The organism is Thermosynechococcus sp. PP555, assembly GCF_031583225.1.
In the GTDB taxonomy this organism is placed as follows: Bacteria; Cyanobacteriota; Cyanobacteriia; order Thermosynechococcales; family Thermosynechococcaceae; genus Thermosynechococcus.
The window spans coordinates 920,298-940,727 of the sequence record NZ_CP134168.1 but is presented as its reverse complement, the minus strand read 5'-3'; the positions used below and the strand labels follow the sequence as shown (position 1 = coordinate 940,727).

The window sequence follows — 20,430 nt, the reverse complement described above, 5'->3', positions numbered from 1 at the left end:
AGTGTAAAAAGTATTTTTGGATACAATTGTTAATTTTTAATAAAAGTCTAGAATATCAGAAATTCTACGGATGCGCAACAATTGATTACCTCTATAAAGTAGAGTTAGTCAAAGCTTAATCTTGATTGGGAAATTCGCAATGCTGGTGCGTACACTCAAGAGTGTTTTAGAGCAACATATTGCCGGAGTCCCGGGCGTGTTAGCTGTGTTAATTGGCCGCACGACGGATGGAGCAACCATTGCCGAAATTAACTACAGTGGCAATAGCCTTGAAAATGAGTCCTTGAGTTCTTTGGGTGCCTATGCCAGCGATCTGCTGCGAGCCAACAATCGCGTGTGCCAAGTGGTGGATCCGGCCTCAGAGGCAGACTATCTGCTAGCGGGTTCGGCAGAGGTGCGATTGGTCATCAAAGCCTTTAGCAAAACTCCCTACTTTGTCCTCTTTCTCACCAAGGGTAGCACGAACCTGAAGCTGGTCTTTGAGCGGATCAAGGCGATCTTGGCGGATGGCAAGCCCCTGTTGCCGCCTGTCCAAGACAACACCACCTCCGTCGCTCAACTGCTGCTTAGCTATGCCCGTCGCTATGCGCCGGATCCCAACTTTGTGGCGCTGCGGCTGTCGTTGAAAACGGGCTTGCACCGCGAGCGATTGGAAAAAGGCCAGTTGGATGAACGGGAAGTGCGCATTCTCTACAAGGGCGTGGCCGATATCTTGGGTGTGGAACGCCTGCCGGTTGCCCTTCCCTAGGTTGATTTGACTCACCCTTCACCATTTAACAAAAGATTGGCCCTATGTTTGAGCATCTCCGTATCGATCGCCCCCGCAAGCTGGTGGCTTTTTTTGACGAACCAGTGATTTTCCACTGCCACCACTACAACCTATTTCTCCAGCAAACCATTGAAGACCCCGACTGGATTGATGGCGTCAGTATCCTACAGACCTCAGCCCAAGAGATTTTCTATAGCTTGCTCGCCAATGCCTTTAATACGTTGGGAGTGCAAACGCCAGCGGAACGCCTTGCCACCGCCGCCCAGATTTTTAGCTTTTTGGGCTTTGGCCGCCTCAACTTTGAGGTGACAGAAGAAGGGGGTGAGGTGGAATTAACCCACTCCCACTATGCAGAGGGCTGGCTTGGAAAATACGGTGAGCAGGTGAGCCGCACGAAACCCATTGATCACTTGGCGGTGGGTTATGTGGCCGCAGCCCTAGATGCCACCTTTGCGGCGTTGGGTACCTATGTGGCTGAAGAAACCAGTTGTATGGTGGTGACGCGGCAGGATCACTGCATGATCCATGTGACCAAAGCACCGGTGCGCCGCTCCCTAACACCGAGTCCGCAAATGGGCAAGCTCATTGATCAACCGGCGCCCCTGCCGCAGCCAGAAACCAGTGTGGACTACGATGCGGTGAACGAAGCCCTCTGGGGACTGCCCCTGGAAGGGGATGTGAATGGTCAAATTCGTGCCTTTAATGTGCTGCTGACGCGCATGCCTGCCAACTACTACAACCGCATTCAGTACCGTTTCTTGGATGAGCTGCAAAAGGTAGATCCGCAGCTTTTAGAGGTGGGGCAGGCCTTGATCCGTGAATCAGGCCATGTTTGTGTCTTTTACACCTTTGGCAATATCATGGAGTCTTTGGAGTGGGAAACGGTCGTTGGCCCGATGTTAAAAACCGATACCGATTGGATTCACGGGGGGTATGCCGTTGCCAGTAGTTTGGGATGGGGGCGTTGGCAAGCCCTAGAGGTGGTCGGGAATGAATCCTGTCGGGTGGCCATTGATGGCAACTACGAAACCAACTACTTCTTGGCTTCCTATCCCCATACCCTGCAACCGGCCTGTTATTTTGCCCAAGGGGCGGTACCGGCAATGATGAACATCGTCTATAACGGGCGCATTCAACAGAAGCCTGTCTTAGATGAGGCGTTTTACAATCGTCTCTTTCAACGGGGCGGTGTGTTTCAAGGGGCAGAGGTGAAGGCGCGGGAAAAGGGTGATCCCTGGTGTGAATTTTATGCTCAACGCCTATAAGTTAAGTTCTGAGAATGCCAATTCAACTCTCTAAACGGCGGGAATGTGGCGGTACATGGGTGGTTGATGTGGATCTGGGGCGATCGCCCACCAACGAGGAACTCACTACCCTTGCCCAGCGCCATGGTGGTCGCTGTCGCCAATTTCAACAGTTGGTGTGGCTCGATTTCCCTAGCGGTCGGATTACGGCCTCCCTGCGGCTGTCGCGTCTGACGATTCGCCTTGGGGATAACGCCCTCGAAGCAGCCATTATTGCGGAGTTGCAGCAGCTTGCTGCGGCCAGCGTGCCGGCCTGTGCAATGGATGTTTAGCAGTAATTATGGCGGGTTGGCTCGGCACGTACGACTTCCTACTGGTTTCAATGACCTTGGGGGCGATGCTGGCCTTGTCGCTCTATTTGCCCCTGATGAGTGGCCAACTCTCCCTTGCGAGTCCAGCGTTTTATGCCATGGGTGGCTATATTGCTGCCTTGGTCTCAACCCGTCTTTTTCCTGACCTGAACCCCTATCCCGTGCCCTTGGTGCTGGGGGAAATGGTGTTGGCGGCTGTGGTCTGTGGTGTGGTGGGCTGGGGCTTGGGGGTGCCGGTGCTGCGGTTACGGGGCATTTATTTTGCCATTGCCACGATTGCTTTCTCTGAGGTGCTGCGGGTGTTGGCACTCAATCTGGAGGTGACCGGGGGGGCGATCGGCATCTTTGGCATTCCCCAACCCTTTAGTACACCCTTGGGCTATTTGTGGCTGACGCTGCCCTTGCTGGTCATGGTGGCGATCGCCATCGGTCGCTTGGAACAGACCCGTGCGGGCAAGGCGATGCAGGCCATTCGTGCCGATGAATTGGTGGCACAGACCCTTGGCATTGATACCACTCGCTACAAGGTTTTGGGTTTTGTCTTGGGGGCAATTCTAGCGGGGGTGGCGGGAGTTTTGGCGGCCCATCTTTTGAATACTTGGAATCCGCGTCAGGGCACGTTTGATATGGGGGTGTTGGCACTGACAGCAGTGCTGGTGGGGGGCAATCGCACGTTTGTGGGGGCGATCGCTGGCGGTATGCTCTTTACAGCTCTGCCTGAACTCCTGCGGGGACTCGCCGATCAACCCTATTTGCCAGTGGCAGTGGCCACTTTTTTCCGCGATGGCCGTCTGATGCTCTATGGGTTGCTGATTATCCTCGGCACACGGTTCTTTCCCCAGGGGTTGTGCCAGCCTCCCAACTGGCGATCGCTCTGGTGCACCCTATTGGGCAACAAAACGAGGAAAATGTAATCAGTCCTCCTGCATTTGGCTGCTTCATGTCCCATCTGCGTTGCCCCATTGAACCCTCTTTCTCCTGCAGCCCATCTCAGCAGCCCTCCAGCGGCGAAACGTCTATTCGTCATGGCTCCATTTGCATCCTTTACATTCAGTGGGCAGGGCGAGCTGCGGAGCTGTTTTTGACCTCTTGGTATCCGATCCTAAAGCTCTGCAACTGATTCCACCCCAGCAAGGACAACTCAGCCTATGACGCCTCCCTTCACCACGGTTTCCCTAACCCTGACCAGTGACCTGACCCAACTGGAGGCTCTCTTGGCATGGTTCAATCAATATCGCCCCACGACGCTGCCCATCGAAGAGTGGTTGAAATTGGAACTCGCCCTTGCCGAGGGGTTTACCAATGCTGTGCGCCATGCCCATCGCGATCGCGCCAGCGATACCCCCATTCGCATTGATCTCTCCCTTGCAGACACTGTGATTGAATTGCGCATTTGGGATCAAGGGGATCCCTTTGATTTGATGGCCAAACTGGCAACACTCCCCAGCCAAATTGCCCTCGATGCCGAAGGGGGACGCGGCCTACGCCTCTTGGCAACCATCATGGATGAATTGGACTATCAGCGCGTGGGCAATACGGGTAACTGTTTGATTCTGCGCAAAACCGTGAAGCCGACTCCCCAATAACCCTATTCCTTGTGGGGGAAAAGGCGGGCTGCCAATTCCTCGTAGGTGGCATCAAAGGGACAGCGATCGCCCATCGCACACTGGCGACAGTATTTGCCATCGCTATAGCGCTCGAGGTTTTGACGGTTAAAAAAGTAGGGCTTGTGGCTAAAGGTACTGGCCACCCACTGCCACGAGAGGTTATTACTGGCCGGATCGCCATCGAGGAGATGCTGCAAAAACCAAGCGGCTCCCGCCTGCCAGCGCACCCGACACCAATGCACCACATAGGCTGCCAACCATAACCGCGCATGGTTATGCAAGTAGCCCATTCGTTGTAGGTCGGCACTAAAGGCATCCATACAGGCCAGTCCCGTTTCCGCTGCGATGAGTGCAGGAGGTAAGTCGGTTTGATAATCGGTTGCTTGCCAACCCGTTTTATAGGGTTCGATGTCCTGCCACAGGCGATCGCCCCAACGGATATAGAGGCGCTGCCAATAGTCTCGCCACGCCAGTTGTTGCAGTAAGGCTTCCGCTTGATAGGGGTGAGACACCACTTCCCGCAGGCGATCGCGCACCGCCGCCAAACTGATCACCCCGTGGCGCAAATAGGCCGAAAGCCCCGTTACTGCCCCCGCCAAAAAGTTGCGACTCTTGCCATACCGTAGAGGCTGTATCTTGGCCAAACGCTCTTGGGCTGCTGCTAAGCCACCACGGGTTTCACTGACCGCGTCATCCTCCCCCACCACATCGGCAAAGACTTGGCGCAGATAGGGCACATAGGCATCACGAGTTCCCGCCATTCGCTCCACAGCAGCAGCCGCGAGCAGGTCTTTAGCAGAATTTGTCATCGGTCTAAGGGCTTAATAAACGTTGCAGGCGATCGCGATTATCCAAGTGTCCCACAAGGCGGCGCACCGGCTGGGGATAGACCCGCACTAAGGTTGGCGTGGCCTGCACTTGATCCTCCTCCGCCAGATCGGGTTGCTTGGTGACATCCACCACTTTGAGCGTATAGGGCACCTTGAGGAAGCGACTCAGCAAGTCATGGAGATTCTTCAGGGCAACTTCCGTGGCATGGGTTTCTCCACGCACATAGAGGCGAAAGACATAGCGATCGGGTTCCGAAGGACGCGGTGCAAAACTGCTCAGGGGGGTGGCTTCCTGCAAATCATAGATCAGTTGGTGCTGCTCCCACAGTTGGGGAAAGCTGCTGCGGTAGGCCTCTAGGGCTTGGACATCGCAGGGATGCTGCGGATCCTGTACCAACTGCCACGGCAATGTGGGCTGATGAGCAGGGGCAAAGAGGGCATTCAATAGGGGACGATGGGGCCATGCCAAGGGATAGACCTCCGCCGCCACTCGCAGGCATTGCTGCTCCTCATCAAACCAGTAATCTACCGCCGCTGTGTAGCAGGGGGATAGAAAAAGGGGCGGCTCCTCCAAATCCAACAGTTGTTGCAGGGCTTGACAAAGCGACTGATGCCAATGCCCCTGTTTTGATGGGTCACGGCAAAAGACCACATCCTCCCCCGGTGTAAAGAGGGCCAACCCCTTGTATAAGACAGGCTTGAGGCCAACCATTGCCCTAGACACGACCCCGTAGAATTTGCGCCATTTCGTTGGGTTTGGGGGAGTTTTCGATGGCGGTTTCCTCATCAATGCGCCCCGCCTCATAGAGTTCGTAGAGGCATTGGTTCATCGTGCACATGCCGTCATACCGACACTGCGGAATAATCGCCTCAATTTCCTCCACTTCACCCCGCAAAATGTAGTCCTTGATGGCATCGGTGTTGATCATGATCTCGTGAATCGCTGCCCGCTTACCATCCGTCGTACGCACAAGGGCTTGGGCAATGACTGCCACCAGCGACTCCGCCACCTGCATCCGCATCGGTCCTTGTTCATCGGGGTTGTAGAGGTTGAGGATCCGCTCAATCGTTTTCACGGCACTGTTGGTGTGCAACGTACCAAAGACCAAGTGACCCGTTTGCGCTGCTTTTAGGGCTGTATTCACTGTCTCGCGATCGCGCATCTCCCCAATCAGAATAATATCGGGGTCTTCCCGCAACGACGCCTTCAGAGCATTGTCAAACTTCAGTGTATGGATACCCACCTCCCGCTGGCGGATCAGGGCACGGCGACTTTGGTGCACAAACTCAATCGGGTCTTCAATGGAGATAATGTGCTTCGGCATTTCGGTATTGATATAGTCCACCATTGCCGCAAGGGTGGTGGATTTCCCAGAACCCGTTGGCCCTGTCACCAGAATCAGACCCTTGTGGTAGTGGCAGAGATCCTTGAAGACCGGCGGCAAATTCAATTGCTCTAGGGTCAGAATCTTCACCGGAATCAAGCGCAGCACCATGGCGGGGCCTTTGAGGGCGACAAAGATGTTGATCCGCACACGGCATAGCCCTTCGTACTGATAGGCACCATCGTATTCAAGGTGGGTGCGAAACTGCTCAATTTGTTGGGGGGTCAGCAGTTCATTCAGCCAGTAGTTAAAGGTTTCCTCATCAGTAACGGGATAGTTGGTAATTTCTAAACGTCCGCGATCGCGAAAGCGCGGCGCTTCGCCAACCCCAACATGAATATCGGAATAGCCGTGCTCAAAAGCCTCCCGCACCAGTTGTTCCATTGTCGGGCCAGAGATCCGCGCGGCTGGTGTGGGCATCGGTTGGGTCGGTACTGCCTGTTGGGGCATTCCCGGCTGCGGCGGCATTGGTCGTGGCGGCATCCCCGGTTGTGGTGGCATGGGTCGAGGCGGCATGCCGGGCTGTGGGGGCATCCCTTGGGGAGGCGGTGGGGGGGCAGCAGGACGGGGAGGCGCCATTCCCGGTTGGGGAGGCAGCGGCGGAACACCCGCCCCCATTGGCGGCCGGGGGGGTGGCATCGGGGGTGAATTGGGAACACGTGGCGGTGGAGGAGGAGGACTTTGGGGATTCGTCATAGGGAAACTCGTGAGAGGGCTAGCAATGGATCAGGTATTTTCAGTGTGCCACTGTTCTTGGAAAAGGAGAGCAGTCGTTAGCGTTATGTTAAAACTTGGCGGCACAGGAACACCCACAGCGGTAACACCGCCACAAAGCTCAGGGTACTCAGAGCAATCACCGCCGGTGGCAGTTCGGTATTGAGTTCGTATTCCTCTGCCAAAATTAGCGCGGCAAAGGCGGTGGGCGTACCAGTCATAATCGCGATCGCCAGCAACGTATCGCCCCGCAAGCCCAAACCATAGGCGATCGCCATCATCGTCAATGGCAGCAACAACGTCTTCACTAACATAGGCAGCAACCCCATACGAAAACTTTGCCAGCCGGGGAGCCGACTCAAACGAATTCCAGTGAGGACAAAGGCAAAGGGAATCACCAAGTGAATATCCATCTCACACAACTTTTCAATCGCCTCGGGAAAGGAAAGATCATGGGTCGCAAAGCCGGCCATGGAGGCCCAAAGGGTCGGCACGGTTGGAATCACCGCCAAGGCGCGCCACCAAGGTTGATCATTGCCCTTACCGTAGTACTGACCGAGAAATGAACCCAATCCATAGGTGCCGAGGGCATTTTGGGTAATGGCATAGAAGGCCGCCCAGGGCAATGCCGTGGCACTCAGGAGAGGAATCGTGACCCCCAAACCGACAAAGCCCGTATTGCCGAGAATGCTGGCAATCAGATAGCTCCCCTGAAAGCGGCGACTTTCTCCTTCGGGAACTGTACTTGTCAGGAAGGGAGGAGTATAGTGGAGCCATTGGGGCTGAAAGTAGCGTTGCTGCCAATAGTAAAGGCCTTGGGCAAGGGTATAGCCGACAATGAGCGCCACAAAGGCCAGCAGCGGTGCCAACCAAATTAACCCCGCGAAGTTGGTTTGCCGCACCAAAGCAAAAATTTGAATGGGTACCCCGACCCAATAGAGGCTGCGCCCCAACCATTGGGGAATCACTGCTGGCAACCAACGGCCACAGATGAACCCCAGACTTGTCCAAATGACTAAGGGACTAGCTGCGCTGAGTGCACCCACCATCGCGATCGCCCTTAACGATTCTCCACTCAATATACTGTGGACATTCCTAAATTCCTAAATACAGGAGTTGAGTCATGGTTTGCCAAAAAGGCTCCGCCCTCAGGTTTGTCGTGCTCCTAGGGGTGGTTTCCCTCTGTGCCGACGCCACCTATGAAGGCGCCCGCAGTCTTACGGGGGTCTATTTAGGAGTATTGGGTGCCAGTGGTACCGTTGTCGGCCTCGTAGCGGGTTTGGGGGAATTCATCGGCTATGGTCTACGCCTTGGGATTGGCTATCTCAGCGATCGTACCCGTGCCTATTGGCGCATTACCACCCTTGGTTATGCCATCAATACCTTAGCTGTGCCCCTCATGGCCTTGACCCATCGTTGGGAAGTCCTAGCGGGATTCATGATTGCTGAGCGCACCGGTAAAGCGATTCGTACACCCCCCCGCGATGTGTTGCTCTCCTACGGTGCTCGCCAAGTGGGTCGCGGCTTTGGCTTTGGTCTCCATGAGGCGATGGATCAAATTGGTGCCGTTGTTGGGCCGCTGATGGTGGCCGGCGTCTTTGCCCGCACCCAGCACTATCAATGGAGTTTTGCCGTCCTCGCCATCCCTGCCCTGATGGGGCTAGTCGTTTTATTGGTGACGCAGCGGCGGTACCCAGAGCCACGGGACTTTGAAACGGTGGTGCAGGATCTGAATACCAAAAGACTACCAACACTGTTTTGGATTTATCTATTGGCCGTGGCCTTTCTGGGCGCCGGTTATGTGGATTTCCCCTTGATTGCTTTTCATTTACAGCAGGGAGACAGTCTGCAAACGAGCCAAATCCCGCTGCTCTACGCCTTGGCGATGGGGGTTGATGCCGTGGCTGCGCTGCTCTTTGGGTACTTACTGGATCGCATTGGCATCATGGCCTTGATCCTTGCGGTTGTGCTGTCGGTAGGCTTTGCTCCCTTGGTCTTCCTCAGTTCTGCGGTGATTTGGGGCATGGTGCTGTGGGGTATTGGCATGGGTGCCCAAGAATCCATTGTGCGGGCGATCGTCGCCAACCTCGTCCCCCCAGAGCGGCGGGGGTCAGCCTATGGCATCTTTAGCACTGGCTATGGCTTAGCGTGGTTTCTCGGCAGTTTCCTCATGGGAGTGCTCTACGATCGCTCCTTGGGGCTGTTGGTATTGGTGTCGGTAGTGCTACAACTGCTAGGGCTGCCACTGCTGTTGTGGATTAGGATCAGGCGTCCTGGGTAGGGGCTGCTTCTTCGGCAAGCGCCTGTAACCGGTAGAGATGGGCATACACCCCATTGCGGGCCAAGAGTTCACTGTGGGTGCCCTGCTCCACCAGTTGTCCCCGTTTGAGCACAAAAATGCGATCCACATGGCGAATCGTGGCTAGGCGGTGGGCAATCATAATGGCGGTTCGATTCACCAACAGGCGGTTCAAGGCCTCCTGAATCATTACCTCTGTACCCACATCCAAATTGGCGGTTGCCTCATCAAGGACAAGGATTTCTGGATTGCGAATCGCTACCCGCGCAAAGGCTAAAAGTTGTCGCTGCCCCGCTGATAGATTCGTGCCCCGCTGCCGCAGGGGAGTGTCATAGCCTTGGGGCAACTGCTCAATGAAGTCGGCAATGTTCATTTCGGCGGCCACCCGCTGAATTTCGGCAAGGGTGTAGTTGTCACCGAGGGCAATGTTGCTTTTCACATCCCCTGAAAAGAGAAAGCTATCCTGCAAAATCACGCCAATGTGCTGCCGCAGTTCTGCTTGGGTAAAGTCGCGGACATTGCGACCACTAACAAGGACTTCACCGCGCGTTGGATCATAGAGGCGACAAAGCAAGCGAATAATTGAACTTTTACCTGCACCCGTAGGACCAACAATCGCCACCTTTTCGCCAGCATGGATCTGAAAGGAAAGTTGCTTGAGGACGTAGTCATCGTCTTTGTAGGCCAGCCAGACATCGCGAAACTCAACGGCAGCGGCTGTATTTTCTGGCTTGGGCAAACGCAAAAAGGTGCGATCGGGATCCTGAATTTCAATCGGTTCTGAGAGCAGATCATGGATGCGCTCAATGGCGGTTAAGCCCGCTTGCACCGTGGTAAATTTCTCCGCCAACTGCCGCAGCGGATCAAAAACGCGCTGGGAAAAGAGAATAAACGTGGCCAAAGTGCCAAAGTCAATCGTGCGCTGCTCCACCAAGGCACCGCCCAGCCAGAGAACCCCCGCGATCGCCACAAAGGCAATCCACTCCAACGTTGCTGATACTGCCGAATCGTAGAAAATCGTCCGATCCACCTCTTTGATGTAGCGTTGATTGCGCCGCCGAAACAGTTGGCTATTAAAGGCCTCACGGCGAAACAGTTGCACCACGGTAATGCCAACGATGTTTTCCTGAAGATCGGCATTCAGTAGCGACAGCTCCTCGCGGGATTTGTAGTTGGCCACGCGGTAGCGATGTTGAAAATAGATAATCAGGGCAGTGATCGGCAGTACCAAGGCCAGCAGCAGTGTTGCTAGGAGGCGGTCAATGAAAAACATTGTCAGGATGACCACCAGCATTGAGAAGACATCGCTGAGAACCCCCACGGCGCCAGTGGCAAACACATCCCCCAGAGCATCCACATCACTGGTCAAGCGGGTAATGAGCTTACCGACGGGGGTGCGGTCAAAAAAGCGCGACGATAACCGGAGCACGTGGTCAAATAAGTCATGGCGAATATCGGCAGTAATGTTTTGGCCAATTTTTTGAATCCAGTACCCCTGCACCGCCTGCACCCCAAAGCGCAGCACCACGGTAATCAGCAGTGCAATGCTCAGTAGATCAATCCCTTGGGTCAGGGTCAAAGGTTTCAAAAAGCTATAGGTACTCTCTTCGCCTTTGAGGAAGGCGATCGCCTGACCAATGATGATCGGTTGTAATGCTGCTGCTGCCGCCAAGGGAATCAAGAGCAAGCCACTTCCCACCAGTCCCCAGCGATAGGGCTTGAGGTAAGGAATCAGTCGTTGCAAAAGTTGCCAATCCGTGGAGCGTGTTGCCGCTGTCATGCCCTGCTGAAATTTGTGAACATCCTTTTTCCCAGTCTAGTGGGTGCTTGTAATTGTTTGTAACAATTTACACGCTTTAGGGAGTTGTCATCTGGCCATCCCTTAGCTACACTAAAGGTAGTTCGGGCTATTAATCCCCCGCATAGCCCCACTGAAATCCCCGAAAAGGTAAGTTACGCCGAAAGGGTAACGCACAAATCAAGGATCCTGTAGCCGCCGCTTCAGAAAATGGTATGGATGTCCTTGATGCCGAAGGGATTTTTTCCAAGCTTCTCAACCGCTCTAAACTTAGGGTGTAGGTTAGCTTGGTCGTTGATACGTAGGATAGTCAAGCGATCGCCACCCGCTTCCTATCACTCTTTTGAAATCGCAGTAGGCTAGAACTAGCGGCACCCCGTTCCATTCTATTGATCGGTTTATGAGTGATTCCCGTTTGCTGGATATTGCGCGGCAGGGCGACCCCCGTGCCATTGGTACGCTGCTGAATGCTGTCCTCCTGCCAAAGCGGGTAAAGGCCACTGTGGTACGTCAGGCCGAGGAGTTAATGATCACGCTGCATTCAGAAAAAATACTCAATCAGGGGGCAGCCGTAACCTTGATCCGCACTGCCTTAGAAAAATTGCACTTGCCAGAGATTCAACGGGTTTTCATTGAGTCACGGGTGTTGGGCGTCCCTCTCTGGGAAAGTCATTTTCAGCTCCAAGTCCTGCCACCCACCCAACCCCATCGAGACGTGGTCGAGGATCCATGGGGCACCGAAACGGCAGCGACTGAGCCACCCTCCCCTGAACCCACGCTGCTGGATTTAATGTCTGCTTTTATGACCTCCGAGGTACCTGCCACATCTGAAAGTCAGGATGCTGTGGCGCGATCGCCCGAAGAGAAGGAACACCCGATTCCAGTAGAGAGCACACCTGAATATGGGGATGTAGCTCCTCCCCTAGAGCAAGTCACTGAGAATGGAACAGGGGCAGAACCCATCAGTGAGCCGCAAGAGCGTTTCCTAGATGAGATTCCAGAAATCGATCCTGATGAGGACATTAGTTTGGCAGATTTAGCTGCCGCCTTTGACCCCAACCCACCCTCACCAGAACCCAATACTGACCGTGAAGAATCTCCATCTGAGTCGCCCTCGCTGCAAGAAGAACACATTGAAGCCAGTACCGTTGGGGGGTTCTCAGGGGAATGGGAATTGCCAGTCCTCGAAGTCGCTGCTGAACCACCTCCAGAAGCTTCTGAGTCCATAGAAGAGAGCATTGCAACACCAGAAGCCCAAGACAGTATTGCTGAGATCCCTGAACCAGCACCCGAACTCTCTGAAGCTACCCTAGAGCAACCGACCCTTGAAGCATACGACTTCCCTGAACCGACGACTGAGGATATTGCCGCCCTAGAAGCTGAGGTTAGCCCACCCACCGCGATAACCCCTGAGATGACGGCTGAAGCTGAATCCTCGCCTGAGGGGGCGATCGCCCCAGACGCTGCCTCTGTTGTTGAGGATCCTTGGGCAGTCTCAGACATGTTGCCCACTGCACCCCCAGTTCCTTCAGAATCTTCTGCCCTTCCCCAACACCAAGAAGCCGCCAACTATCCTCCCCTACGGGATCCTTGGTTAGAGGCCGAGCCTGGGCCACAGGTTCAGGCAGATAAGACACAAGAACCCCCACCACCCCCTGAAACCGCCACAGAACCCCCCCAGCCCCCCTCTGAATCCGAGATTTACACCATTCCCACCATTGAAAAAGTCCCCCGCGATCATCAATCAAAGGTGGCAGGTCTTGCCGGCATAGTCATGGGTCTGGGCTTTTGTGCCACGGGATTAGGAACCATCATCGGTCTGCCGATGGTCGTGGGCAGTATGTGGATGCTTGGGGATGAGGAGGTATGGAGTGGCGAGTGTCCCCATTGTCATCACCCGCTGAAAGTTCCGGTCGGTAAGCTGTGGCGCTTTAGTTGTGAAAAGTGTCAAGGGTTGATTGAAATGAAGAATGGCCGCTTCTACGCGCGGCAAACGCCCCCTGCACCCCCCTCGTCTTGAATCTGAATCTAAACAGAACTCTAGATGTCTGACTTAGGTGTCTAAATTCTCTAAATTCAAACTGACCCGACCCCGTTGGCGACGGGCTTCAAGAGCTTGGGCAATGAGATCCAATAGCCCCGGTGCTTCTTCCTGAATCGTCAGCAATAGGCGTTCGCCCATGGCCAGATCCGCGTCGAGCGGCGGAGGCTCGTGTTCAACCAACTCTCGCAGTCGCGGCACTGTATTGTCAACGATTTCCACGAGTGCCCCCAAGCAGCGAAAAAATTGCCGTTCGGTGAGGGTGCTGTCCTCAATGGGGAATTCAATCATGGCACGCACTTCACCCTCATTGGGGTCGTACTCCCACTGCAACATTTTTGTCTGCCACGAAATGCACAGTAGCGTTTGCAAAATGGCATCACGAAACTGGTGGGTTTTAATCCCCGGCAAAAGATTGGGGGCATAGAGCTTAAAAAACTCGCCTCCCTCATCTAGCTCAATGACGACGATAAATCGCTCAAGGTGATCACCGTTGACGCCCGTAATAATTTGGTGGTTGGCCGCATTCAACCGATAGTTCAGTTGGTGCCGTTGGAGATATTGGGCAATTTGGCTGAGGGCGATCGCCATGCCACGGTGATCCTACACTGCTGCCAAGGGTTGGTGGCTAATCGTTGTTCCCAAAATCTCTAAAAATGCCGCCAACCACTGGGGATGGGCAGGCCAAGCGGGCGCCGTGACCAGATTGCCATCCACTACGACTGCATCCACTGCCACACTGGTAAAGTTACCCCCAGCACTCACGACCTCAGGGCCACAGGCCGGATAGGCCGTACAGGTTTTGCCCGCAAGAACGCCTGCTGCCGCCAACAGTTGGAGGCCGTGACAAATGGCTGCAATCGGTTTTTGGGTCTCGCCAAAGTGCTTGGTGATTTCCAGGACCCGTGGATTGAGGCGCAAATACTCTGGGGCACGACCCCCCGGCACCACTAGTGCATCGTAGGTAACGGGGTCAATCTCTGCAAAAGTGGCATTGAGGGTAAAGTTATGTCCCCGCTTTTCACTATAGGTTTGATCCCCCTCAAAATCGTGAACTGCCGTGCGAACAATGTCCCCAGCGACTTTATCAGGGCAGACAGCATGCACGGTATGACCCACCATTTGGAGGGCTTGGAACGGCACCATCACTTCGTAATCTTCCACATAGTCACCCACAAGCATGAGAATCCGTTTGCCGCTCATGATTCGCTGCCTCTTAAACTGACCTGTCTTGATCCTGACATAACTTGTGTTACCGGCAAAAGTTAATCTTAGTAAGGGGAATAATCAGGTGCAGTGTAGTGCTAAAAAGACAGACCTCGGCTGGGGTTTACTTTGTGGGTGCTGGCCCCGGTGATCCAGAATTACTCACCCTCAAGGGACAACGGCTGATCCAAGAGGCCGATGTGATTTTCTATGCCGATTCTCTTGTGCCGACGGGGATTTTGCAGTTTGCACCGCCGAGTGCCACCTGTATTCCCACAGCCGCAATGACTCTTGAAGAAATGATTCCGCTGATGGTTGAAGCAGTCCAAGCGGGTAAAAAAGTGGTACGGTTGCAATCGGGAGATCCGAGCCTCTACAGTGCCATTCACGAGCAGATTGCCCGCCTCACCGAAGCAGGCATTACCGTTGAAGTTGTCCCCGGCATCAGTGCCTATCAATTGGCCGCCGCCCGCCTCAATGCCGAACTCACCCTACCCGAATTGGTACAGACAATTATCCTCACCCGTGCCAGTGGCCGTACACGCGTCCCACCAACAGAAGAATTGGCCAGTCTAGCCGCCCACAAAGCCAGCCTTTGCCTCTACCTGAGTGCGAATTGTGTCCACCGTGCCCAGCGAGATTTGCTTCAGCACTATCCACCCGAAACCCCAGTTGCTGTGGGCTACCGCTTGGGATGGCCCGATGAGCAGTTGTGGCTGGTTCCCTTGGCTGAAATGGCGGCGTTTAGTCAGCAGCAGCGCTTGACGCGCACCACCCTTTACCTGATCAGTCCAGCACTGGCAGTACAACATCAAGGCCATGGCTCATTGCGCTCCTGCCTCTATAGTCCAGAACATCACCATCTATTTCGCCCCCATTAACCTGCGTATAATTGGGATACCTTGTAGGCAAAGGCTGTGGACAACTGGCTAAGCAAAGCACTGATCTTTTTGATTCGCGCTTATCAGCATTGGATTTCGCCCTTATTTTTGCCCACCTGTCGCTATAGGCCCACTTGTTCTGTCTATGCGATTGAGGCGATCGCCCGATTTGGAGCAGTCAAGGGAACCTATTTAGCTATTCGTCGTATTTTGCGCTGCCATCCCTTTGCCGCCGGCGGCTATGACCCTGTACCCGATCCCCACGATGACTCTGTGCCCCCCTCTTCCCCTTGTTAGTGTCCGGGAGAGCCTATCGACCCTCTACGGCATCGGCATAGCGATAAATTTCTATTCCCAATGCTGCGGCAACTGGTCGTGCCCGATCCTCTACCATTGGCGAAATCACGATTTTACGGTCAATTTGGCGTTGGGGGTGACGTGCATAAAAATTCACCTTGCGATCAAAGATATACATCCCTGCCTTGTCAATTGAAGATTTATAGCTATTTCGAAAAAGAATGAGATATTTTCAAGAGGGATAGGCTATACTCAAAGCGTCATGAATGTTACTCAAGAATATGAGCTATGGCTTGAACTGACGAGAGCGGGTTGTCTCCTACATCCAGCAAGGTGGCAAAATCAGTGAAGCAACTCAAATCTTCCAGGTGAGCCGCGCCACTATCCATCGCTGGCTGAAGCGAGAGGACTCAGCCCCCACGGTTGTCCCCCGTCGTCCTTGGAAACTGGATTGGGCGTCTTTAGCAGCCGATGTTGCTGCCCATCCCGATTGATGGAGAGCGAGCGGGGAAGCGTCAGAAAAGAGAGAGTTGAGTCGCAGGACGGTATAGACACCAGAAAGACTTCATCGCCCCAATGCTGTTTTGCGGATACTTGAATGCGTTAGGGTTTGTGAGCTGGCTGAGTCAGTACTGTTTGCCGGCGTTAAAGAGACCGTCGTTGTTGATGATGGATAATGCACCGATTCATCCAAAAGGGGCGATTCAGGCAGTGGTGAAAGCGGCGGGTCACGAGGTGTTATTTTTACCGAAATACTCTCCTGATTTGAATGTGATTGAGCACGACTTCAGTGCGCTGAAGCGAGCGCGGATGTATGCAGGGTCAAACAGTTCGATTGATGAAGTGATTCGCAAGTATTGTGCTGGATGATATCTCATTCCTTATTGGAATAGCTATATGTGGTGAATGGCAAGCCTGCCATCGAGTGGGTGATGGATCGCTATCAAGTCACTGTGGATAAAGACAGCCAAATTCGCAATGACCCCAACGACTGGTCAGCAGATCCCCGCTACATTATTGACTTACTGAAGCGCGTGGTGCGAGTGAGCGTCGAAACGCTCCAGATTGTCCAACAGCTTTCAAAGTTCAAGCTCCTCAGCAAAAAGGCAACTGCCCCCTGATTAGCGCCTAGGCAAAGACTGCCGTGCGATTGCCATACACGAGAATGCGGTTCTGCAAATGCAGCCGTACTGCCCGTGCCAAGACCACCCGTTCTAAATCCTTGCCCTTGCGAATCAGATCTGCCACCGTATCGCGATGGCTAATGTGCACAACTGCCTGCTCAATAATCGGTCCTTCATCCAAATCCGCTGTAGCATAGTGGGCCGTGGCACCAATGATTTTTACCCCCCGCTCATAGGCACGGTGGTAGGGATTCGCCCCCGCAAAGGCAGGCAAAAATGAATGGTGAATGTTGATCACTTGGGGAAAGGCCTCAATAAATTCTGGACTGAGTACCTGCATATACTTGGCCAGCACCACCAGATCGATGTTGTAGTCCTTGAGCAGTTGCAGCTGCTTGGCTTCGGCAAGGGGCTTGGTCTCTGGTGTCACGGGGATATAGTGAAAGTCAATGCCAAACTGTTCGGCAATGGGACGTAAATGCTCATGGTTACTGATAATCAGGGGAATTTCCGCAAAGAGATCCCCCGCTCGCTGCCGCAGCAGCAAATCCCACAGGCAATGATCTTGGCGGCTCACCCAAATGGCCAAGCGATAGGGAATATCCGACGCCCGCAACTGCCAGCGCACCCCTTGCCAACTGGCAAAGACTTTTTCCCGCTGTGCATAGTTGATAAATGTGGCAGCAATCTGATCGCGGGGGATTTCAAAGCCCTCTAGTTCCCACTCGAGGCGGGAGAGAAAAATGCCCGCGACAGCATCCGTGTGGTGATCAGCATGAACAATGTTACCGTTGTAGCGATAGACAAACTGCGCCAATTTGGCCACTAACCCCCGCTGATCAGGACAGGAAATGCAGAGGGTCATGGTGGGCATGGACATAGGAATAAAGGGAATAAAGCAAGGCAGAGCAACCTGTATTCTACTACTGCTGAGGACTGGCGGCGCGATTTAACACCTTGGCGAGGTACTGCCCTGTGTAGGATTGGGGCACCAGTGCCACCGCTTCAGGGGTGCCGACGGCAACCACCTCTCCGCCGCGATCGCCCCCCTCTGGTCCAAGGTCAATAATCCAATCGGCACAGCGAATCACATCCAGATTGTGCTCAATCACCAAAATCGAGTTGCCCTTGTCCACAAGACGCTGCAATACATCGAGGAGTTTATGCACATCGTAAAAAGACAGCCCCGTGGTGGGTTCATCAATGAGGTAGAGCGTTTTGCCCGTGGCACGCCGCGACAGTTCAGAAGCCAATTTGAGGCGTTGGGCTTCGCCCCCAGAGAGGGTCGGTGCCGTTTGCCCTAGTTTGAGATAGCCCAAGCCCACATCCACGAGGGTTTGCAGCTTGCTCACTGCCTTGGGGATATTTTCAAAAAAGGCCAGTGCCGTCTCGGCGGTCATATCCAAAACGTCGGCGATCGAGCAGCCTTTGTACTTCACTTGCAGGGTATCGCGATTGTAGCGTGCCCCCTTGCACACTTCACACTGCACATAGACATCGGGCAAAAAGTTCATCTCAATCACATTCACCCCTTGGCCAGCGCAGGCTTCACAGCGTCCGCCCTTGATATTGAAGGAAAATTGCCCTGGTTTATAGCCCCGTGCCTTGGCCTCCACGGTTTGGCTAAAGACCTCACGGATAACATCAAACACCCCAATGTAGGTGGCAGGGTTCGAGCGGGGGGTACGACCAATGGGAGACTGGTCAATGACAATCACCTTGTCAATGGCATTTAAGCCTTCAATCTCGCCAACTCCCTTGGGGAGCGGCACACTGTGACCGAGATGGTGCTGCAGGGCAGGATAGAGGACTTCGTGCATGAGGGTGGATTTCCCCGACCCCGATACCCCCGTCAGACACACCAGCTTACCGAGGGGAATTTCTACGGTGATGTTCTTGAGATTATTGCGAGATACCTGTTTGAGAATCAGGGATTGACCATTCCCCGGCCGGCGATCGCTGGGGGTTTCAATGCGCTTGCGCCCCGACAGATAAGCCCCCGTCAGGGAGTCGGGATGATTGAGAATCGCCTCTAGGCTGCCTTGAGCCACAATCTGGCCGCCGTAGATCCCCGCCCCTGGGCCAATATCAACAATGTGATCGGCAGCGCGGATCGTGTCCTCATCGTGTTCAACCACAATCAGCGTATTCCCCAAGTCCCGCAGGCGAAACAGTGTTTGCAGGAGGCGATCATTATCCCGCTGATGCAAGCCAATACTGGGTTCATCGAGGACATAGAGCACTCCCGTCAGGCCAGAGCCAATTTGAGTGGCCAAGCGAATGCGTTGGGCTTCACCACCAGAGAGGGTGGCCGCACTGCGATCCAGCGTCAGGTAATCTAGCCCCACATCCACGAGAAACTGTAATCGCGCGGTCACTTCCCGCAGAGCCAGCTCCGCAATCTGCTGTTGGCGGGCACTCAGTTGGAGCGATCGCAGCCGTGCTAAACACTCACGAATCGAGACACTGGTGAGATCCGTGAGGCGATATTGCCCCAAGCGCACTGCTAGGGCGGCGGGTTTTAGGCGTTGACCACCACAGGCGGGGCAGGTTTGATTGACTTGGTACTCTTCCAATTTTTGCTTGTAGGCTTCGGAGGTGGTCTCGCGGTACTGCCGCTCTAGAATTGGGATCACCCCTTGGAATTGGCGGTAATAGTCCCGTTTGCGATAGCGGGAATCGGCGGGGATGAGAATTGGGGTATCGGTGCCGTAGAGGATAATTTCCCGTTGCAACTCCGTGAGGCGGTACCACGGTGTATTGATGTCAAAGCCAAAGGCCTCAGCAATGCCACAGAGGAGAGCAAGGTAGTAGTCGTGTTCTTTCTCGGCCCAGGGGGCGATCGCCAGATAGACCGGTAGTTCAGGATTGGGGACAATCAACTCCGGACTAAATTTGCGCAAATAGCCCAAGCCATGACACTCTGGACAGGCACCGTAGGGGGAGTTAAACGAAAACAGCCGCGGCGATAGCTCATCCATCACGGCCCCATGCTCCGGACAGGCAAAATTTTCGGAAAATAGGAGCGTTTGACCCTCAGCCTCACCCTCGCGGGGTACCACACTGACCATTGCCGTACCATTGGCATGGTGCAACGCCGTTCGCAGCGAGTCCGCTAAGCGTTCTTCAATGCCAGGTTTGAGCACAAGGCGATCGACAACAATTTCAATCGTGTGGGCATGGTTTTTATCCAGTTCAATGGCATCACTGAGGTCGCGCACCTCGCCATTAATGCGAACCCGCACAAAACCTTCACTAGCAAGACTCGACAGCAGTTTTTTATGCGTGCCCTTTTTCCCCTTGACAATAGGAGCTAGAACTTGAAAGCGCGTCTGAGGGGGCAACTGCATCACCTGATCCACCATTTCATCAATGGTTTGGGGGCGAATCGAGCGATCGCAATGGGGGCAATGGGGTTCACCCGCACGGCCATAGAGCAGCCGCAGGTAATCATAGATTTCCGTCACCGTGCCCACCGTCGAGCGAGGATTGTGGGAAGTGGACTTTTGATCAATGGAAATCGCTGGACTCAGCCCCTCAATGGCATCCACATCCGGCTTATCCAACTGACCGAGGAATTGCCGTGCATAGGCACTCAGCGACTCCACATAGCGGCGTTGCCCTTCAGCAAAAATCGTGTCAAAGGCCAGAGAGGACTTACCGGAACCAGAAACCCCTGTCATCACAATCAGGCGATCGCGGGGCAGATCGAGGTCAATGTTTTTCAGATTATGCTGCCGTGCACCCCGAACCCGAATTTCACCCGTAGGCACTGGATCGCCCATGCTGCAAACTGCGAATGTTAAAAAACGTTACATTGAGGGTTATTATAGCAACGCGGCCAGACCCGTTTGGCACCATCCA

19 protein-coding genes and 2 pseudogenes are annotated in these 20,430 nt (G+C 54.2%); 11 read left to right on the top strand and 10 right to left on the bottom strand.

What is annotated here, in order from left to right; translation table 11 throughout:
• The first annotated feature begins 139 nt into the window (after window positions 1–139).
• The 5 genes from RHH27_RS04450 to RHH27_RS04430 all read left to right on the top strand — a co-directional run bounded on the left by RHH27_RS04450 (window position 140) and on the right by RHH27_RS04430 (window position 3,970).
• Window positions 140–748 carry a hypothetical protein gene (locus tag RHH27_RS04450; protein ID WP_206201240.1) on the top strand — a complete coding sequence of 203 codons (609 nt, stop codon included), beginning with the start codon at window positions 140–142 and terminating at the stop codon, window positions 746–748.
• A 44-nt stretch (window positions 749–792) separates the two neighbouring features.
• Window positions 793–2,034: a hypothetical protein gene (locus RHH27_RS04445; RefSeq protein WP_206201239.1), complete on the top strand. Its 1,242-nt coding sequence runs from the start codon at window positions 793–795 to the stop codon at window positions 2,032–2,034.
• Window positions 2,035–2,048: 14 nt separating this feature from the next.
• A complete protein-coding gene (locus RHH27_RS04440; protein ID WP_302678961.1) occupies window positions 2,049–2,345 on the top strand; it encodes a hypothetical protein in 297 nt (98 codons plus the stop codon).
• A gap of 8 nt (window positions 2,346–2,353) precedes the next feature.
• The gene (locus RHH27_RS04435) at window positions 2,354–3,298 is read left to right on the top strand and encodes a branched-chain amino acid ABC transporter permease (RefSeq protein ID WP_206201237.1); all 945 of its coding nucleotides are present in this window, start codon (window positions 2,354–2,356) and stop codon (window positions 3,296–3,298) included.
• Between the two features lie 234 nt (window positions 3,299–3,532).
• The gene (locus tag RHH27_RS04430; protein ID WP_149817272.1) at window positions 3,533–3,970 is read left to right on the top strand and encodes an ATP-binding protein; all 438 of its coding nucleotides are present in this window, start codon (window positions 3,533–3,535) and stop codon (window positions 3,968–3,970) included.
• A gap of 2 nt (window positions 3,971–3,972) precedes the next feature.
• Here the strand turns inward: RHH27_RS04430 and RHH27_RS04425 are convergent, their stop codons facing one another.
• The 4 genes from RHH27_RS04425 to RHH27_RS04410 form a co-directional block, all read right to left on the bottom strand.
• A complete protein-coding gene (locus RHH27_RS04425) occupies window positions 3,973–4,800 on the bottom strand; it encodes an FAD-binding domain-containing protein (RefSeq protein WP_206201236.1) in 828 nt (275 codons plus the stop codon).
• 4 nt (window positions 4,801–4,804) lie between these two features.
• The gene (locus RHH27_RS04420; RefSeq protein WP_302678960.1) at window positions 4,805–5,533 is read right to left on the bottom strand and encodes a circadian clock KaiB family protein; all 729 of its coding nucleotides are present in this window, start codon (window positions 5,531–5,533) and stop codon (window positions 4,805–4,807) included.
• Window positions 5,534–5,537: 4 nt separating this feature from the next.
• On the bottom strand, window positions 5,538–6,902 hold the full coding sequence (locus RHH27_RS04415; RefSeq protein WP_302678959.1) for a type IV pilus twitching motility protein PilT: 1,365 nt from the start codon (window positions 6,900–6,902) through the stop codon (window positions 5,538–5,540).
• Between the two features lie 83 nt (window positions 6,903–6,985).
• On the bottom strand, window positions 6,986–7,969 hold the full coding sequence (locus tag RHH27_RS04410) for an AEC family transporter (protein ID WP_302678958.1): 984 nt from the start codon (window positions 7,967–7,969) through the stop codon (window positions 6,986–6,988).
• A 74-nt stretch (window positions 7,970–8,043) separates the two neighbouring features.
• Between RHH27_RS04410 and RHH27_RS04405 the strand changes: the two genes are divergently transcribed.
• Window positions 8,044–9,201 carry an MFS transporter gene (locus RHH27_RS04405; protein WP_302678957.1) on the top strand — a complete coding sequence of 386 codons (1,158 nt, stop codon included), beginning with the start codon at window positions 8,044–8,046 and terminating at the stop codon, window positions 9,199–9,201.
• On the opposite strand, the gene RHH27_RS04400 is transcribed toward RHH27_RS04405, so the two are convergent.
• Window positions 9,185–10,999, bottom strand: coding sequence for an ABC transporter ATP-binding protein (locus tag RHH27_RS04400; protein ID WP_302678956.1), 1,815 nt, complete (start codon window positions 10,997–10,999; stop codon window positions 9,185–9,187). The genes RHH27_RS04405 and RHH27_RS04400 overlap by 17 nt on opposite strands.
• 418 nt (window positions 11,000–11,417) lie before the next feature.
• Here RHH27_RS04400 and RHH27_RS04395 point away from each other — a divergent pair, with 418 nt between their 5' ends.
• Complete coding sequence (locus RHH27_RS04395; protein WP_302678955.1) at window positions 11,418–13,037, top strand: hypothetical protein; 1,620 nt, start codon at window positions 11,418–11,420, stop codon at window positions 13,035–13,037.
• A 33-nt stretch (window positions 13,038–13,070) separates the two neighbouring features.
• On the opposite strand, the gene RHH27_RS04390 is transcribed toward RHH27_RS04395, so the two are convergent.
• Both RHH27_RS04390 and RHH27_RS04385 read right to left on the bottom strand, forming a co-directional pair.
• The gene (locus RHH27_RS04390) at window positions 13,071–13,649 is read right to left on the bottom strand and encodes a hypothetical protein (RefSeq protein WP_302678954.1); all 579 of its coding nucleotides are present in this window, start codon (window positions 13,647–13,649) and stop codon (window positions 13,071–13,073) included.
• Between the two features lie 12 nt (window positions 13,650–13,661).
• Window positions 13,662–14,261: a DJ-1/PfpI family protein gene (locus RHH27_RS04385; RefSeq protein WP_302678953.1), complete on the bottom strand. Its 600-nt coding sequence runs from the start codon at window positions 14,259–14,261 to the stop codon at window positions 13,662–13,664.
• Between the two features lie 98 nt (window positions 14,262–14,359).
• On the opposite strand from RHH27_RS04385, the gene cobM reads away from it, so the two are divergent.
• Both cobM and yidD read left to right on the top strand, forming a co-directional pair.
• A complete protein-coding gene (gene cobM, locus RHH27_RS04380) occupies window positions 14,360–15,145 on the top strand; it encodes a precorrin-4 C(11)-methyltransferase (protein WP_206201227.1) in 786 nt (261 codons plus the stop codon).
• Window positions 15,146–15,181: 36 nt separating this feature from the next.
• Window positions 15,182–15,442: a membrane protein insertion efficiency factor YidD gene (gene yidD, locus RHH27_RS04375; RefSeq protein ID WP_206201226.1), complete on the top strand. Its 261-nt coding sequence runs from the start codon at window positions 15,182–15,184 to the stop codon at window positions 15,440–15,442.
• A gap of 13 nt (window positions 15,443–15,455) precedes the next feature.
• Here yidD and RHH27_RS04370 read toward each other — a convergent pair.
• Window positions 15,456–15,644 (bottom strand): annotated as a pseudogene (locus RHH27_RS04370) (hypothetical protein); the annotation flags it as partial.
• Between the two features lie 121 nt (window positions 15,645–15,765).
• Between RHH27_RS04370 and RHH27_RS04365 the strand changes: the two are divergent.
• A pseudogene (locus RHH27_RS04365) lies at window positions 15,766–16,312 on the top strand (transposase).
• Between the two features lie 32 nt (window positions 16,313–16,344).
• On the top strand, window positions 16,345–16,563 hold the full coding sequence (locus RHH27_RS04360; RefSeq protein ID WP_302678951.1) for a type ISP restriction/modification enzyme: 219 nt from the start codon (window positions 16,345–16,347) through the stop codon (window positions 16,561–16,563).
• A 7-nt stretch (window positions 16,564–16,570) separates the two neighbouring features.
• Here RHH27_RS04360 and purU read toward each other — a convergent pair whose 3' ends face one another.
• On the bottom strand, window positions 16,571–17,446 hold the full coding sequence (gene purU, locus RHH27_RS04355; protein WP_206201223.1) for a formyltetrahydrofolate deformylase: 876 nt from the start codon (window positions 17,444–17,446) through the stop codon (window positions 16,571–16,573).
• Between the two features lie 43 nt (window positions 17,447–17,489).
• Window positions 17,490–20,351 carry an excinuclease ABC subunit UvrA gene (gene uvrA / locus RHH27_RS04350; RefSeq protein WP_302678950.1) on the bottom strand — a complete coding sequence of 954 codons (2,862 nt, stop codon included), beginning with the start codon at window positions 20,349–20,351 and terminating at the stop codon, window positions 17,490–17,492.
• Window positions 20,352–20,430: the final 79 nt, after the last annotated feature.

What these genes read in the sequence shown, in the direction of transcription:
- RHH27_RS04450 (WP_206201240.1), top strand. Translation starts at nt 140, where the DNA reads ATGCTGGTGCGTACACTCAAGAGTGTTTTAGAGCAACATATTGCCGGA.
- RHH27_RS04390 (WP_302678954.1), bottom strand. Translation starts at nt 13,649, where the DNA reads ATGGCGATCGCCCTCAGCCAAATTGCCCAATATCTCCAACGGCACCAA.
- RHH27_RS04385 (WP_302678953.1), bottom strand. Translation starts at nt 14,261, where the DNA reads ATGAGCGGCAAACGGATTCTCATGCTTGTGGGTGACTATGTGGAAGAT.
- RHH27_RS04440 (WP_302678961.1), top strand. Translation starts at nt 2,049, where the DNA reads ATGCCAATTCAACTCTCTAAACGGCGGGAATGTGGCGGTACATGGGTG.
- RHH27_RS04395 (WP_302678955.1), top strand. Translation starts at nt 11,418, where the DNA reads ATGAGTGATTCCCGTTTGCTGGATATTGCGCGGCAGGGCGACCCCCGT.
- RHH27_RS04410 (WP_302678958.1), bottom strand. Translation starts at nt 7,969, where the DNA reads ATGGTGGGTGCACTCAGCGCAGCTAGTCCCTTAGTCATTTGGACAAGT.
- RHH27_RS04415 (WP_302678959.1), bottom strand. Translation starts at nt 6,902, where the DNA reads ATGACGAATCCCCAAAGTCCTCCTCCTCCACCGCCACGTGTTCCCAAT.
- purU (WP_206201223.1), bottom strand. Translation starts at nt 17,446, where the DNA reads ATGTCCATGCCCACCATGACCCTCTGCATTTCCTGTCCTGATCAGCGG.
- RHH27_RS04405 (WP_302678957.1), top strand. Translation starts at nt 8,044, where the DNA reads ATGGTTTGCCAAAAAGGCTCCGCCCTCAGGTTTGTCGTGCTCCTAGGG.
- RHH27_RS04425 (WP_206201236.1), bottom strand. Translation starts at nt 4,800, where the DNA reads ATGACAAATTCTGCTAAAGACCTGCTCGCGGCTGCTGCTGTGGAGCGA.
- RHH27_RS04420 (WP_302678960.1), bottom strand. Translation starts at nt 5,533, where the DNA reads ATGGTTGGCCTCAAGCCTGTCTTATACAAGGGGTTGGCCCTCTTTACA.
- RHH27_RS04445 (WP_206201239.1), top strand. Translation starts at nt 793, where the DNA reads ATGTTTGAGCATCTCCGTATCGATCGCCCCCGCAAGCTGGTGGCTTTT.
- RHH27_RS04430 (WP_149817272.1), top strand. Translation starts at nt 3,533, where the DNA reads ATGACGCCTCCCTTCACCACGGTTTCCCTAACCCTGACCAGTGACCTG.
- RHH27_RS04435 (WP_206201237.1), top strand. Translation starts at nt 2,354, where the DNA reads ATGGCGGGTTGGCTCGGCACGTACGACTTCCTACTGGTTTCAATGACC.
- uvrA (WP_302678950.1), bottom strand. Translation starts at nt 20,351, where the DNA reads ATGGGCGATCCAGTGCCTACGGGTGAAATTCGGGTTCGGGGTGCACGG.
- RHH27_RS04400 (WP_302678956.1), bottom strand. Translation starts at nt 10,999, where the DNA reads ATGACAGCGGCAACACGCTCCACGGATTGGCAACTTTTGCAACGACTG.